Source organism: Nocardia mexicana NBRC 108244, assembly GCF_001613165.1.
GTDB lineage: Bacteria > Actinomycetota > Actinomycetes > Mycobacteriales > Mycobacteriaceae > Nocardia > Nocardia mexicana.
Genome location: NZ_BDBV01000021.1, coordinates 165882 through 181045, shown reverse-complemented (window position 1 = coordinate 181045; position 15164 = coordinate 165882). Strand labels below are relative to the sequence as shown.

The window sequence follows — 15164 nt, the reverse complement described above, 5'->3', positions numbered from 1 at the left end:
CCGAGACCGCCCGTCGGCCGTCCCCTGCCACGGCCTTTCCAGCGTACCGGCGAGGCACCGCGGACTTCATATATGAAATAGGTAGCCTGCCGGTAACTTGCGCGATACGCGGGCGGTACAGGTAGCGCATAGTTTTGCCCGCCATGACGGTGGTGACCGATGCTCCCGAGGTCTCGGGGGACGATGAGGACGGTGCGCGACCGCCCCGCTCGCGGTGGTACAGCTCGCTTTTCGTGCAGCTGCTCGTGGCGATCGTGGCCGGGATCGTGGTGGGCTGGCTGTGGCCGGGGGTGGGCGCGGACCTGAAACCGCTCGCCGACGGGTTCATCAAGCTGATCAAGATGGTGATCGCGCCGATCGTGTTCTGCACGGTGGTGCTGGGCATCGCGCACGTCGGCGATATGAGGTCGGTGGGGCGGATCGGGGTCAAGGCGCTGATCTACTTCGAGGCCGTCACCACGTTCGCGCTGCTGTTCGGGCTGCTGGTCGGCAACCTGGTCAAGCCCGGCAGCGGGTTCGACATCGACGCGCAGACGCTGGCCACGGGCGCGGATCAGCTGGCGAAGAAGACCGGTGACGGCGAACTGCCGCATACCGTCGAGTTCCTGCTGAATATCATTCCGGCGTCGGTGATCTCGGCGTTCGCGGAGAATCAGCTGCTGCAGGTGCTGTTCTTCGCGGTGCTGTTCGGGCTCGCGCTGGCGAAGTTCCGGGAGCGGGTCCCGACGATGATTCCGCAGGCCATCGATCAGATCGGGCAGATCTTCTTCGTCATCATCGGGTGGATCATGCGGCTGGCGCCGCTGGGCGCGTTCGGGGCGATGGCCTACATCATCGGGCAGTACGGGCTGTCGTCGCTGGGCAGCTACGGCAAGCTGATCGCGTGCTGCTATCTCGCCGCGGTGCTGTTCCTGCTGGTGCTGGCGGCGATCGTGCGGGTGTTCGCGGGCGTGAATCCGTGGAAGCTGCTGCGCTACATCAAGGACGAGCTGTTCCTGGCGCTGGGCACCGCCTCCACCGAAGTGGTGCTGCCGCGCATCATGACCAAGCTGACCGACGCCGGATGTTCGCGGGCGTGCACGGGCCTGGTGATTCCGACCGGATATTCGTTCAACCTCGACGGCGCCACCCTGTACCTGTCGATCTGCGTACTCTTCCTGGCACAGGCGCTGGGCGTGGACCTCAGTGTGGGAGAACAGATTACGGCGCTGCTGGTGCTCATGCTCACCTCCAAGGGCATGGCGGGCGTGCCGGGTTCGTCCTTCCTGGCGCTGTCGGCCACCATCTCCGCCATCGGCCACGGATCCATACCCGTCGCGGCCGTCGCGGTGCTGCTCGGCGCGGACCGCATCATGGATTCGATGCGGGTATCGGTCAACCTGCTCGGCAATTGCGTCGCGACCCTGGTCGTCGCGAATTGGGAAGGACAGCTGGACAAGTCGCGGATGCACAGGGTGCTGGATGGGGACGTCCCGGCCAAGAGCATGCCGGGATGACAATGGGGGGTGAGCCGACGCCGGGATGACAATGGGGGGGTGAGCCGACGCCGGGATGACAATGGGGGTGAGCCGACGCCGGGATGACAATGGGGGTGAGCCGACGCCGGGGTGACAATGGGGTGAGCCGACGCCGGGATCGTAAGGGGCGGACGACGCCGGGATGAGCCGGTGACAATCGGCCGATATCTTGCAGGCAGCCGGGATCGGCACGCTGCCACTGCATCCTCCTGCGGCACACCACCATTCGGTATTTCCGGCGCGCTTTTGGCCGGAATCGAACAGGAGCGTGCCGAGATTACGGAGCGAACGGCTCGGTCGGGTCGGGGTCGTCGGATGTCCCGGTGATGGTGAGTTCGATGAGCATGAGGGCGGGTGTGCCCGGGGCGGGGAGTACGGTGCAGCGGGCGTCGACGACCGTCCAGCCGCCGCCGATGCGGCGCAGTCGGACCTCGCCGATGCGGGCGTGCATCGCTCCCGCGCGCACCATGTCGCCGACCGTCGAGAAGATGCGGACCACGTCGTCCGGGTGCGGGGTGTCGCGGTCGTCGACCGTGCCCTTCCATTGAATCCCGGGCACCGGGTCGGTGACCCAGCGGATCAACCGGACGTCGCGGACGTCGGCGAGGACGAGGTGGCCCCGCCCGGACCGCTGCTGTCCGAGCGCCGACAGTGTGGCTCCGTCCAGCGAGATCGGTTCGGGCACAAGGTGATCGGTGAGATCGTGCAGCAGCCCCCGCCACTCCTGCCGGTCCGCACCGCTGCGCAGGGCCAGGCGGTAGCGCCGCGGGTGCCCCTCGACGCGAGCGGTGAGATCGCCTGCCCACCGCTGATGTTCGCTCGGATCCAAGGTGCGTAGGAGCAGATCCATCGAGCCGTCGAATCGTTCGACGTACCGAAACGCTTCGGGGACAGTCCAATTCGCGCGGTCCGCCGGAACCGTCCAGCCCGCGGCCTGATCGCCGAGCTGGATCGCTCGCGTATCCGCCGAATATCCGAATGCGGCAACGGAATACGGCGCGGGCAGGGCAGCACCCGCCGGCGTGGTGCGGACCTGCACGGCGTGCGCCCGCGTGTCCGGGCCTACTACCGGCGTAGCGGACACCGTCATCGTCCGGCGGTCGCCCGGCAATCGTGAGGGCACCTCGGCCTCGACCGCCTCCGCGCGCTCGAACGCCGCGACCACGATCCGCAGCGTCTCCGGCGACAGCACGCGCAGCACCGACCGCCACTGCGCCGGCCGGCCGTCGACGGCCAGCGCGGTCCAGGTCTCTCGCTCCCCCAGCGTCTCGATGAGAACCCGCTCCCCGTACACCCCCGCTCCCTCCGCTCCGTGCTGCCACGACTGTGCCACATGACACGACAGCGACTCCGAACCGGTCGGCCCTCGGGCCCCCAGAACCCCCTCCGACCTGCTGCAAGCGAGCCCGAACCGACGTCCGCACCGGACACGGTCGAGCCTGACAGACCGATACTTCAGCCCACGTCGCGGCGCAGCCAGGTCACCTCGGCGCCCTCGCCACCCCAGCGAAAGGGCTCGAGGTCGTCGTCCCACGGGGTACCCAGCGCGCGGTCGATCTCGGCGGTCAGTTCGGCGGGGGTGTGGCGGCCACGTTCGCGCGCGGCCCGCACAATTTCCCGTAGTCGCATTTCCCCCACCATTACGTCGCCGTTGGCACTCGTGGCGCCGCGCCACAACCCCAGACCGGGGGAGAAACTATAGCGTTCACCGTCCACCCCTTCGCTGGGATCCTCGGTGACTTCGAATCGCAACATCGGCCACGCGCGCAATGCCGTGGCAATCCGGGATCCGGTGCCGACCGGGCCGACCCAGTCCGTGGTCGCACGCAGTTGCCCGGGCGCCGCGGGCTGCGATGTCCAGCGCAATTTCGCCGGAGACTTCAGCGTCGAGGAGAGCGACCACTCGATGTGCGGGCACAGCGCGGCAGGCGACGAATGGATGTATACGACACCCGCCGTCACGTCCGCGAACTGATTCGATCCGCGCACCAGTACACCTCCAGCTTCGACGTAGGACGTCTTCCCCAACATCCCGTCGAGCCGGCGTTGCCCGAGTTTACTGGAGTGCCCGAAGTTACGGGTGTTACTTCGCTGCCGTGTCGTGCGATCCGTTGATCTCCGCGATCACCGCATCGCTGAACGTCGGCCATACCGCACGAGCCCAGTCGCCGAAATTCTCGTCGCTCAGCGCCACGCACGCCACTCGGAGCTCCGGATCCACCCACAGGAAGGTGCCCGACTGACCGAAGTGGCCGTAGCTGCGCGGCGAGTTCGCGCCACCCGTCCAATGCGGAATTTTATGGTCCCGGATCTCGAATCCCAGACCCCAATCGTTGGGGCGCTGCGAGCCATAACCGGGCAGCACACCGTTGCGACCGGGAAATTGCACCTCGGTGGCGGCGGCGAGGGTTTGCCCGGAAAGCAGCGACGGGTTCAGCAACTCTCCGGCGAAACGCAGCATGTCGTTCAGCGAGGACCGCGCCCCGTGTCCGGGCGAACCCGTCAGGACCGAGGATTTCATTTCGAGAGGTTCGAATACTGCCTCGTGCAGATAATCGGCGAAGGCGAATCCGGTCTGCTCGGCGACGAACTGTGCCAGCACCTCGAATCCCGAGCTGGAGTAGATGCGCCGCTCCCCCGGCTCGGCCATGATCACGTTGGTGTCGAAGGCCAGACCGGAGGTGTGCGCCAACAGGTGCCGCACCGTGGATCCGGGCGGCCCGGCGGGCTGATCCAGCTCGAACGCGCCCTCCTCCACGGCCACCAGGACGGCATACGCCACAAGCGGTTTCGTCACGGAGGCGAGCGCGAACACCCGTTCGCCGTCGCCCTCGCTCCCCACCACGCCCCGCGCGGCGACAACTCCCGCGGCAGCATGCCGAACCGGCCACTCCCGAATCTGCTCCAGCGCTCGCACGCGACGAGCCTACGACTCGGCGCCCGGCGCACCCAACCGGCCCCACCGTCGAATCGACACCGCCGCACCCCGGTCCCGCGCCCGAGGGACGGGCCCGGACATTGCCGCACTTCCCACCGATTCCCGCATCGGCCGCGGGGCATGCAGGGAGTGCGTGAACACGCACGGGGTGCGGCGGTTCGAGGTGCACCGGGCGAGAGCGGGTGACGGGGGGCGGGGCGCACATTCGCACCGATACGATCGGGGGCATCATGAGTGCAGCACCCACGGTCCATGGCGAGGTGGACGCAGGCTTCGGGCCGGTCGCCGATGCCTTCCGGCGCAACTTCACCCGGCACGGCGAAATCGGGGCGGCGGTCGCGGTGTATGCCGGGGATCGTCCCGTCGTGGATCTGTGGGCCGGGCACCGGGATCGGCGGCGGACCCTGCCGTGGGAGCGGGACACCATCGTGCCGGTGTTCTCCTCGACGAAAGGCATGGCGGCCTTCGTGGTCGCCGCCGCGGTCTCGCGCGGGGTGCTCGACTACGAGCGTCCGGTGGCGCAGTACTGGCCCGAATTCGGCACGCGCGGTAAGGAATCGGTGACCGTGCGGCAGCTGATCGACCATCAGGCCGGGCTACCCGTGCTCGACCGGGTGGTGCGGCTGAGCGATATGGCCGATCCGGACCACCTCTCCGCCATTCTCGCGGCGCAGCAGCCGATGTGGCGGCCCGGAACCCGGCACGGCTACCACCCGCTCACCGCCGGGCTGTACCAGGGCGAGCTGATCCGCCGGGTCGATCCGCGGCACCGCTCGCTCGGCCGGATCTTCGCCGAAGAGTTCGCCGCGCCATTGGGTTTGGACTTCTTCATCGGCCTGCCCGGCGAGGAGCCGATCGACCGCGTCGCCACCCTGTCGGACACCGCGGGCCTGGATATCCTGCGTTACGAGCGAGATGTGCCGCTGCGCATCGGAATTCAGCTGTATGCCAAGCGCGGGCTGACCTACGAGGCACTCAGCAGTCCGCGTGTCGGCGCGCCCGCCAAGGCCGCCCGGCGCGAGTATCTCGGGGTCGAGAGCCCGGGTGGCGGCGGTGTCGGGACCGCGCGATCGCTGGCCCGGGTGTACGGCGCCGCCGCCGCGGGCACCGGCGAGCTGCCCGTCGACGGAGCGGTGCTGGACCGGCTCGCCACCCCCGATACCGCCGACGACGTGCCCGCCGACGATCTCGTCCTGCTCACCCGCAGCCGCTACCACCTCGGATTCCGGAAGTCCTGCGGCGCTTTCCGTTTCGGCTCCGACCGCCGCGCCTACGGCACCACCGGTTACGGCGGTTCGTTCGGATTCGCCGATCCCGCAACCGGTCTCGGCTTCGGCTACGTCATGAACCGCCTCGGTGTCGCCGTCCTCGACGACGCCCGCGCCCGCAACCTCCGCCAAGCCCTGCTGCGCTGCCTCTGATCCCACGGCTCCGCAGCATTCGCCGCACCCCTTGCCCGCTCACGCACCCCCTGCAGGGGCGTGTACGGGGTGCGGGAACACGCAGGGGGTGCGACAAGGATGTCCGGGGCGGTCAGGCGTGGACGTCGTGCAGGTGGTGGACGAGGTCGTGGGCGAAGTAGACCGACATGGAGTCGACGGTGAATTCGGAGCCGTTGCTGCGGCGGGCTGCGCGGGTCCGTTCCGCGGCGGGCACGGATTCGAAAGCGCCGGAGACGTTTTCGGCGGCGGCACGCAGGTCACCGGCGACGACGGCCGGATTCTGCTCACCGTAGCGGGCCGCCTCGGCCGTGGCGTCCTGGTCCCAGTTCGCGAACATCGGCAGGCCGCTGCCGAGGGTGACGGTGGTGTCGTACGCCGGGATCACCGGGCCCGGCGCGGCGTCCGCACCGGCGAGGGTGATGTCGAGGCGGTGCGCGAAGATCCGGCACACGTCGCGCACATGCGCCGCGTATTCCAGTGGCGACCACGTCGAATCGTCCGGGCGCACCGCCGCATCCGGGCGCCCCAACACCGTGGTGAAGCGGGCGGCGGCATCGCGCACCAGCCCCGGGACCTCCTCGAAGGCGGTCGCGGGCCCGTCGAACCCGCACTCCGGGCACGTCTTCTCCAGGACCCAGGTCCAGTCCTTGTCATCGGGAACGATCGGCATGCCGCCCAACCTAATGTGGCTGTAAATCATTCGCCATAAAAATACTGCCAATTGTCGGAGAGAAACGGCCGCGTAGGCAGGTGACCTCGCACGCGGAGGAACCCGGCCTCAGCGGTCACGATTCGGTCCGACGCGGCAATTACCGCCGCGAACCTGCGCTTCGTGTCCGCGCGGGCCGGACTCACTCCATCAGCCCCCGCGCCATATCGAACAGCTCGAGGGTGATGGCGTGCAGGAAGTCGCCGACCTGCTTGGGCGCCTTGCCCGCGAACGCACGGGCGTGTGTGCCCTCCAGGACGATGCCCAGCTTGAAGCAGGCCAGCACCGTGTACCAGGTGACGCTGCTCAGGTCCCGATCGGAGAACTTCCCGTAGTGCGCGACCATCTCCTGCGGCGTCGGCAGGCCGCCGACCTCGCCCAACTTGCCGACCAGCGCGCCCTTCGTGGTGCCCGGCTCGGGGCGGGTCGCGATCTGCCAGCCCAGATCCAGCAGCGGATCGCCGATGGTCGACATCTCCCAGTCGACCATCGCCGCCACCTGCGGGCCGTCGAAGGAGAACATCATGTTCGCCAGGTGGCAGTCGCCGTGCAGGATGCCCGGCCGCCAGTCGGTGGGGCGATTGCGGTCGAGCCAGTCGCCGACCTGCTCGACGCCCGGGATCTCCGGCCCGGGGTAGCCCGCGTTGGCGCCGTAGGATTCGAGTTCGCCCAGCCAGCGCGGCACCTGCCGCTCCAGGAAACCCTCCGGCTTGCCGTAGTCCGCCAGGCCCAGCGCCCGGTAGTCGAGCGAGCCCAGCCGCGCGATGGCCTCCACCGCCGACAGACCCATCTGCCGCCGGATCTCCGAATCGCCCGCGTGCAGGGGCGGCAGCTCGTTCTGCGGATTGAAGCCGGTGATCGGCTCCATCAGGTAGAAGACCGCGCCGAGCACGGACTCGTCGGGACAGGCGGCGATCACCTCGGGTGCGCGCACGCCGGTGCCAGACAGCGCGCCGAGCAGCCGGGCCTCGCGGCGGATCACCTCGTTGCTCTTGGCGCGCAGGTGTTTCGGGCCGCGGCGCAGCACGTAGTCGCGGCCGCCGCGGGTGAATCGCAGCATGATGTTCTGGGTGCCGCCGCCCAGCGGCGCGACCTCCTCGAAGTCGCCCCGGGGTAGGCCCTGCTCATCCATCCACTGCCCGACGATCGCGAAATCGACGACATCACGATCCACTTCGGCTGGTTGCACCACAGACATGTCCCACATTGTGCACCAGTCGCCTCCGACAACTGCGGGCATATGCCATCAATACGGTGTGCGGGTCGTTCGCCCGGACCCGATACGGTGAGATCATGAGCACGACCCGCTCCCCCACCGGCGGGAGCCTGCGCGAGACCGGTGATCGTCCCGGGCCGATCCGCACGCTGCTCGTCGACAACTACGACTCGTTCACCTACAACCTCTTCCAGCTGATCGCCGAGGTGAACGGGACCGAGCCGGTCGTGGTCCGCAACGACGAGGTGAACGTTCCGGCGCTGCGGCATTTCGACAATATCGTCGTCTCCCCCGGCCCCGGACGGCCGGACGTGCCACGGGATTTCGGTATCTCCCGGCAGTTGATCGAGGGGGCGGACCTGCCGCTGCTCGGGGTGTGCCTGGGGCATCAGGGCATCGTGCTGGCCGCGGGCGGGACGATCACCGCCGCGCCCACACCCCGGCACGGCTACCCCGACCGGATCGGCCACGACGGGCGCGACCTGTTCGCCGGGCTGCCCCGGGAGTTCACCGCGGTCCGCTATCACTCGCTGTGCGCGGCCAAGCCGTTGCCCGATGCCTTGGAGATCACCGCGACCGCGCCCGACGGGGTGGTGATGGGGGTGCGGCACCGGGACCGGCCGCAGTGGGGCGTGCAGTTCCATCCGGAGTCGATCTCCAGCGAGCAGGGCGCGGCGATCCTGCGTAATTTCGCGCGTCTGACCAGGGAGTACACAGTCCGCCGCGGGTCCGGGGCGCCCGCTGTCTGCTCCACACCACCGCGTAACCCCCCAACGGCCCGAACCGTCGAAGCACCTCCCGGGTCGAGCATTCGGTCCGACTTCGCCGGTCATGAGCGGCGGGCGGCGGAACACTCTCGGGCGATGCCGCCGGAGCACTCCGATCTCGATCCGATCGAGCTGACCGTGCTGCACGCGGTCGTGGAGCGGGCGGTGGATACCGAGGCCGCGTTTCTGCGGTTGTACGAGGGATCCGAGCACGCGTTCTGGCTGGACAGCGCGCACGTGGAGCCGGGGTTGGACCGATTCTCCTATCTGGGCAATGCGTCGGGACCGCTGGCGGAGGTGGTGCGGTATCGGGTGGGCGACGGGTTCGTCCGCGTCGAATCGCGCAGCGGCAGTGACACTTCCCCGGGAACCGTGCTCGAGTACCTGTCCCGGCAGCTGCGTCGTCGGCGGCTCCGATTACCCGATGTCCCTTTCGATTTCGCCGGTGGGTACGTCGGATATCTGGGCTACGAGGTCAAGGCGGACTGCGGTGCCGCCCCCGGGCACCGGGCGGCCACGCCGGACGCGCAGTGGGTGTTCGCCGACCGCCTCATCGTCGTCGACCACGTCGCAGAACGGACCCATCTCCTCGCCCTCACCGACACGGAAAACCGTGCGGCGGGGCAGGATTGGCTCGATCGCACCCGCAGGCTCGTGGCCACCCTGCCCGACTGGGCGAACCCGGAACCGATGGACCTGCCCGCGGACGAGCAGACCGTGGCCGCCGGACTCACCCGGGGCCGCGACCGCTACCTGGCCGATATCGCCGAGATCGGGGCGCAACTGCGCGCGGGGGAAACCTACGAGGTCAACCTCACCGACAATGTCGTGGTCGGCGACGACGGCGACGGGCTGACGGTGTATCGCACACTGCGCCGGAGCAATCCGGCTCCCTACGCCGCATTCCTGCGGCTCGGCGACGTCGAGATCGCGTGTTCGTCACCGGAGCGATTCCTGAAGGTGAATCGCACCCGGATGGTGGAGAGCAAGCCGATCAAGGGCACCGCGCCCCGCGGCGGCACCCCCGCCGCCGACGAAAACCTGCGCCGCGCACTGGAACTGGATCCCAAGACGCGCGCCGAGAACCTGATGATCGTGGACCTGCTGCGCAACGATCTGGGCCGGGTCTGTGAGATCGGCAGCGTCCATGTACCGAAACTGATGGCCGCCGAGAGCTATACGACGATGCATCAGCTGGTGTCGACGGTGCGCGGACGACTGCGCCCCGAGATCGACGTGATCGACTGCCTGCGTGCGTGTTTCCCCGGCGGCTCGATGACCGGCGCGCCCAAGCTGCGCACCATGGAGATCATCGACTCCCTGGAAACCGAAGCGCGCGGGGTGTATTCGGGCACCATCGGCTTCCTCGGTCTGGGCGGCACCGCCGACCTGAACATCGTCATTCGCACCGCGGTCCGGCACGGCGGCCGCTGGCAGACCGGCGCCGGCGGCGCGATCGTGCTCGACTCCGACGCCGAAGAGGAATACCACGAGATGGTGCTCAAGGCGGCGGCGTCTCTGCGCGCGGTCACCGAGGTCGCCCGGTCGAATTCGGCGGTCGCGCAGGCATAGCAGCGCTCGGGCGGCGTCGACGCCGCAGGTCGAGCGTTCGTGTCGGCGTCGACTGGCATAGTTCCGGTCACCATGAATCGCACCGAAACGGGTCTCACACCGGTACCGAACGCCCTGTTGAGCGTGCTGCTGTCCTGGCGGTCGACGCAGGTGGTGGACGTGCACGCCCTGCTCCTGTCCGAGGACGGCCGGGTCCGGTCGGCCCGGGACGCGGTGTTCTTCAACGCGCCCCGGCATCCGTCGCAGGCGGTGACCCTGGATCAGGAGCCGCTGCCGGGCACGGCGCGGCTGTCGGTCTCGCTGCCGCGGACCGAGCCGGAGATTGCCCGCATCCTGGTGACCGGATCCGTCGAGGACGGCGACCTGGCCCGGATCCCGGGATTGGCGTTGAGCGTCGACGATGCCGAAGGGCTGGTGGCACGCACCGACGTGGCGGGCGCAGCTCCGGTATCCGCGAGCCCCGGGCCGTTCCGGGCGATGGTGTTCGGGGAATTCCGCCGCGGGGACGACCGCTGGTGGTTCCGGCCGGGCGGCACCGCGCGGCCCGGGCTGGCCGAGCTGTTCGCCGATTTCGGCGTGCCGGTCGACGGCGCGGACCGTCGGATTTCCCTGCGCCGCACCACCATCGACGACCGCATCGGCGATATTCCGGCCGCACCACCGGATCCCGACCGCGCGGACTGGCACCCGGACCGCACGGACCCGACGGTGCTGCGCTGGTGGGACGGCATCGCCTGGACCGACACGACCATGCCGGTGGTGCCGCCGGATTCGCGGATCTGCGTCCGGTGCGGCCGCCGCCGCGGCTGGCGGGTGCTGGGCACGCCCACGCCCTGCCGGACCTGTACCGCGGAGATCGAGGAGTACCTGACCGGTTGGCGCGCCCGCGCCTGGCGAGTGCTGACCGGCGACGGCCCACACGGGCACGCCTGGGACGAGCTGTGGACCGCCCTGCGCTTCCGCCGCATCGACGCCGACACCGGCCGTGCCGCACTCCGCTCGCCCGGGCTGGCCTACCTGGAACGGCTGGCCGCCTTCGCCGACGGCGAGATCGGTCCCGACGACCTGGACGACTTCGAAACGACAGCGCAGGCCCTGGCACTCGCCGGCCCGCTGGTCGAGGATCTGCGCCGCCGCCTGCAGCGCGCGCGGACCCTGTCGCGGCTGCGCGCCGGGGATCTGCCGTCCGTACACATCGCCGACCTGCACCTGGATCCCGAGGAACGGGTACACGTGGACATCCCGGCCACCCGCGTGCGCCAACTGGCCCGCGGTCCGAAGGCCACCGCCGGGCGGCTGATCTGCTCGAACAAGAAACTCCGCTTCGTCGGCCCCGAGGCGGGCATCGAATTGCCATGGTCGCGCGTCGTTTCCGTGACCGCCGCCGACGGTGTGGTCGCCGTCGCGGCGACCTCGGCGCGCGGCGGGGCCGAATTCGAAGTCACCGACCCGGATTTCGTCGCCGCCGCATTGGAAGGCGCCCTGCGCGTGGCCAAACGGCTGGCGCTCGCACCCGGCCGACGCGACCGCCGCTCCATCCCGCCGGAGATGAAGGCCGAGGTGTGGCAGCGCGACGGCGGCACCTGCGCCGACTGCGGCGCCACCCACTACCTGGAGTTCGACCACATCATCCCGCTCAGTCGCGGCGGCGCCACCAGCCCCGCCAACCTGCAGATACTCTGCCGCGCCTGCAATCGAGGGAAGGGCGCCCGCATCTGAGCCGGTATCGGCGCGCCGAGCCGGCGAGACTCCGCTCGGTGACGTCGCTCACCGTTCCGGCCGCCGCCGTCACGTAGTTCGGGGCCGCCTCGTCCAGGTGTCGAGGGCCCGTCGGCGAAGTCATGGGCCGAGACGAGAGGAGGCGCATCATGCTGGTCGCGGTGTTGGGAGGTACCGGAATGCTCGGGGCGCCGGTGGTACGGGAGCTACTGGCCCGCGGGCACGACGTCCGGATGCTCAGCCGCAGCGCGCCGGGGCAGGTGCCCGACGGCGCCGAGCACCGGCCGGTGGACGTCACCACCGGCCGCGGACTCGACGCGGCGCTGGCGGGAGTGGATACCGTCGTCGATGCGGTGAGCACACAGCGGCGTGCCAACGAAGTGCTGGTCGAAGGCGTGCAGCGGGTGCTCGACGCCGAGCAACGGGCCGGGGTCGGACATCACGTCGAGATCTCCATCGTCGGCTGCGATCGGGTCGGGACGGCGTATTTCCGGGCCAAGGTCGCGCAGGAGCGCCTCGTCACCGCGGGCCCGGTGCCGTGGACCCTGTTGCGGGCCACGCAATTCCACGAATTCGTCGACGACGCGCTCGCCTCGGCGGCGCGCTACCGGATCGCCCCGCATTCGACGGCGAGGGTGCAGCCGGTGGATGTGGACGCGGTCGCGGTCCGCCTGGCCGATGCGGTCGACGCGGGGCCGTCGGGCCGCCTGCCCGATCTCGGTGGCCCGACCGTGTACACCCTGACCGAGGCGTCGACGCTGCGCCGAACTCGAATCCGGCGGGCGCTGTTGCCCATTCGCGTTCCCACTCTCGGTCGCACCGCCCGCGCGCTGCGCGACGGCGCCCTCTGCGTGGGGCCGGGCGGTGAGACCGCATCGTTCGATTACGCCGCCTGGCTCGAGCGCCGAACGGTCTCGGGGCCGACGGCCGGTTGATCGGCTGCCCGCCGCACGCCGCTGTGCGCCCGAACCGCCGACGCGTGCGCCGTTGCACGTGCCTTCCGTCGCGGGATCTCGATGTCGGCTCCCGGCGCCGAGATCCTGCCTCTCAGCATCGCGCCCGCCATCGAACTCCACTATCGGGATTGACCCCTATTCGCCCCTGAAACTTCGCACACCGGCACGGAGAAGTGAGCCGCCAGGTATTCACACCGCCGTGCCCGGCGGCAGTCAGCTCGCGAGCGCAGGGGTGGATGCGGTTCGGATTGTGGCGGTGACCGTTTCGGGCGATTCCAGCATGACCAGGTGGCCGCCGCCCGGCACGGTCACGGCCTCGACCGGATTGAGGGTGGCGTTGAGGCGGGCCCCGGCGGCCGCCGACAGGATGCGATTCTTCTCGCCCCAGATCGTCGTGATCGGGGGGAACGTCGGCCCGGGACGGAAGCGGTCCAGTTCGGCCAGGCGCGGCAGATCGCGGGCGATGGCGGCGGCGGGCAGCAGGCGGCGCGGCTCGGTCCAGCGTTTCCGCAGGCCGGCGATGGACTCCGAGCCCTCTCGGCGGCCCAGCGGCCCCAACTGCTCGCGCACCAGCCAGGCCGCGGCCAACCCGGGCAGCCGGGTGGCGCCCGCCAGCGTGTCCAGCGGCAGATGCCGCGCGAGGCGGGCGGTCCGGCCGGTGGAGGTGGGGCGCAGCGTGGCGGCCGTCAGCGGGCTGCTGAGCACCAGCGCACGCACCCGCTGCGGGTTGCGGCGGGCGTACAGCAGCGAGAGCGCGCTGCCGAAACAGTGCCCGACCAGCGTGACATCGTGCAGGCCGTGGGCCGCCACGAACTCCGAGACCAGGCGCAGATAGTTGTCGACCGTATATCCGGAATCGGGCAGGCCGGAGTCGCCGTAGCCCATCAGGTCCAGCGCGTAGACACGATGAGTGCGATGCAACGCCCGGAACTGCGGCGCCCAGATGGTGCGGTCACCGCCGATATTGTGCAGGAACAAGATCGGATCACCCGATCCGGCGTGGTCGTACGCGATCGGCACGCCGTGAAAATCGAACACCGGCATCGGGCGCTCTCCTCATTGAGTAGCGATGCTGCTTCTCCGGCCGCGAGGACCGTCGACATCGACATACCCCGAGCACGGTACTGCCACCCATACTAACCGGTACCGTGCGTCACACAAGGAGGGCGTAAGCCCCCGATTCGAGGGGGGCGAGGAAGTTCCGCGGGGTCAGCGCGGTTCCCCGCCAAAAGCATGCGGGGGATGGCGGAGGGGAGATGACCGCGCCTGGGCGGCGGGCAGGTTCATCCGACTACGCCACTCGTCGTATCGCCGCTACGCATCCATTCCTGCAGGCGGCGCATCCCCGTATCCCGGTCGATGACCGGCTCGTAGCCGAAATCCCTTGCGGCCGCACTGGTGTCGTAGGTTCCGGTGCGGGTCATCACCGCCACCGTGTAGCGCGAGAGCGGCGGCGACCAGCGGGCGGCCACGAACGGTATGCGCCGCAGCATTTCGATCACCGCGACGATCAGGTGCACCAGCCGCGGATTCAGCTGCCGCGACGGCGGCCGGTAGCCGAGTTCGGTGGTGACCTGCGCGAGGAATTCCCATACGTTCGTGCGTTCGGCATCGGCGATGAAATACGGCTTGCCGCCTACGTTTTCCGAGGCCGCGGCCTTCACGCACGCGTCGACGATGTTCTCCACATGACAGAGCGAGGCATACACGTCGCGGCCGAACGACAGATCCGGCAGCGACCCCGCCGCGGCGCGGTCGAGCAGCCGAACGATCGGCCCGGACCGGTCACCCGCACCCCAGATCGCCCGCGGCCGCAGCGCGCAGGTGGTGAATCCGGGCGCGTTCGCGGCCAGCACCAGCCGTTCGGCCGCCGCCTTCGTCTCGCAGTAGTGGTTGAGGTAGCGGCGCGGATACGGCACCGACTCGTCGACCTCGATCTGGTCGCCGCCGTCGCGGTCCATCAGCGCGCTCGGGCTGGAGACGAAGACGAACCGCGAGGCCCCGCCGCCGCGCGCCGCGCTCAGCAGCCGCTCGGTCGCGCGAACGTTCTCCGCCCAGAATTGGTCCCGGGTGCCGCGCTCATCGACCCGCGCGGCGCCGTGGAATACGACGTCCACTCCGGACGCCGCCCGATCCAGCGACGCCGCATCCGCCAGGTCCCCGGTAACGATCTCGACCTGGTCCACCGCCTCGCCGAGATCGCGCAGATTGCTGGTGGGCCGCACCAGGATCGCCACCTCGTACTCCCCGTCGCGCACCAGCCTCCGCACCAGCGCACCACCCAGGAATCCGGACGCTCCGGTCACCAATGCCTTCATCGCACCTCCT

General features: G+C 69.6%; 12 protein-coding genes. 5 read left to right on the top strand and 7 right to left on the bottom strand.

Going from position 1 to position 15164, the window contains the following annotated elements:
- The first annotated feature begins 143 nt into the window (after positions 1–143).
- Complete coding sequence (gene dctA / locus NM1_RS08330) at positions 144–1496, top strand: C4-dicarboxylate transporter DctA (RefSeq protein WP_084519276.1); 1353 nt, start codon at positions 144–146, stop codon at positions 1494–1496.
- Between the two features lie 298 nt (positions 1497–1794).
- Here the strand turns inward: dctA and NM1_RS08325 are convergent, their stop codons facing one another.
- From NM1_RS08325 to NM1_RS08315, 3 genes are all read right to left on the bottom strand, one after another.
- Positions 1795–2811 (bottom strand): GAF domain-containing protein, encoded by a 1017-nt coding sequence (locus tag NM1_RS08325; RefSeq protein WP_147288840.1) that lies wholly within the window; start codon positions 2809–2811, stop codon positions 1795–1797.
- A 161-nt stretch (positions 2812–2972) separates the two neighbouring features.
- Positions 2973–3506 (bottom strand): DUF3145 domain-containing protein, encoded by a 534-nt coding sequence (locus NM1_RS08320; RefSeq protein ID WP_068016066.1) that lies wholly within the window; start codon positions 3504–3506, stop codon positions 2973–2975.
- A gap of 94 nt (positions 3507–3600) precedes the next feature.
- A complete protein-coding gene (locus tag NM1_RS08315) occupies positions 3601–4434 on the bottom strand; it encodes a serine hydrolase domain-containing protein (protein WP_068016064.1) in 834 nt (277 codons plus the stop codon).
- Positions 4435–4685: 251 nt separating this feature from the next.
- On the opposite strand from NM1_RS08315, the gene NM1_RS08310 reads away from it, so the two are divergent.
- Positions 4686–5876: a serine hydrolase domain-containing protein gene (locus tag NM1_RS08310; RefSeq protein ID WP_068016252.1), complete on the top strand. Its 1191-nt coding sequence runs from the start codon at positions 4686–4688 to the stop codon at positions 5874–5876.
- Between the two features lie 112 nt (positions 5877–5988).
- On the opposite strand, the gene NM1_RS08305 is transcribed toward NM1_RS08310, so the two are convergent.
- On the bottom strand, positions 5989–6567 hold the full coding sequence (locus tag NM1_RS08305; protein WP_068016061.1) for a DinB family protein: 579 nt from the start codon (positions 6565–6567) through the stop codon (positions 5989–5991).
- A 181-nt stretch (positions 6568–6748) separates the two neighbouring features.
- The gene (locus NM1_RS08300; RefSeq protein WP_068016058.1) at positions 6749–7804 is read right to left on the bottom strand and encodes a phosphotransferase family protein; all 1056 of its coding nucleotides are present in this window, start codon (positions 7802–7804) and stop codon (positions 6749–6751) included.
- A gap of 158 nt (positions 7805–7962) precedes the next feature.
- Between NM1_RS08300 and pabB the strand changes: the two genes are divergently transcribed.
- The 3 genes from pabB to NM1_RS08285 all read left to right on the top strand — a co-directional run bounded on the left by pabB (position 7963) and on the right by NM1_RS08285 (position 12815).
- Positions 7963–10161, top strand: a complete 2199-nt coding sequence (gene pabB / locus NM1_RS08295; RefSeq protein ID WP_068016250.1) for an aminodeoxychorismate synthase component I — start codon at positions 7963–7965, stop codon at positions 10159–10161.
- A gap of 72 nt (positions 10162–10233) precedes the next feature.
- Positions 10234–11880 carry an HNH endonuclease gene (locus tag NM1_RS08290; protein WP_068016056.1) on the top strand — a complete coding sequence of 549 codons (1647 nt, stop codon included), beginning with the start codon at positions 10234–10236 and terminating at the stop codon, positions 11878–11880.
- 149 nt (positions 11881–12029) lie between these two features.
- Positions 12030–12815 carry an SDR family oxidoreductase gene (locus NM1_RS08285; protein ID WP_068016053.1) on the top strand — a complete coding sequence of 262 codons (786 nt, stop codon included), beginning with the start codon at positions 12030–12032 and terminating at the stop codon, positions 12813–12815.
- 234 nt (positions 12816–13049) lie between these two features.
- Here NM1_RS08285 and NM1_RS08280 read toward each other — a convergent pair whose 3' ends face one another.
- Both NM1_RS08280 and NM1_RS08275 read right to left on the bottom strand, forming a co-directional pair.
- A complete protein-coding gene (locus tag NM1_RS08280) occupies positions 13050–13880 on the bottom strand; it encodes an alpha/beta fold hydrolase (RefSeq protein WP_068016051.1) in 831 nt (276 codons plus the stop codon).
- A gap of 239 nt (positions 13881–14119) precedes the next feature.
- Positions 14120–15154, bottom strand: coding sequence for an NAD-dependent epimerase/dehydratase family protein (locus NM1_RS08275; RefSeq protein ID WP_068016048.1), 1035 nt, complete (start codon positions 15152–15154; stop codon positions 14120–14122).
- Positions 15155–15164 lie beyond the last annotated feature (10 nt).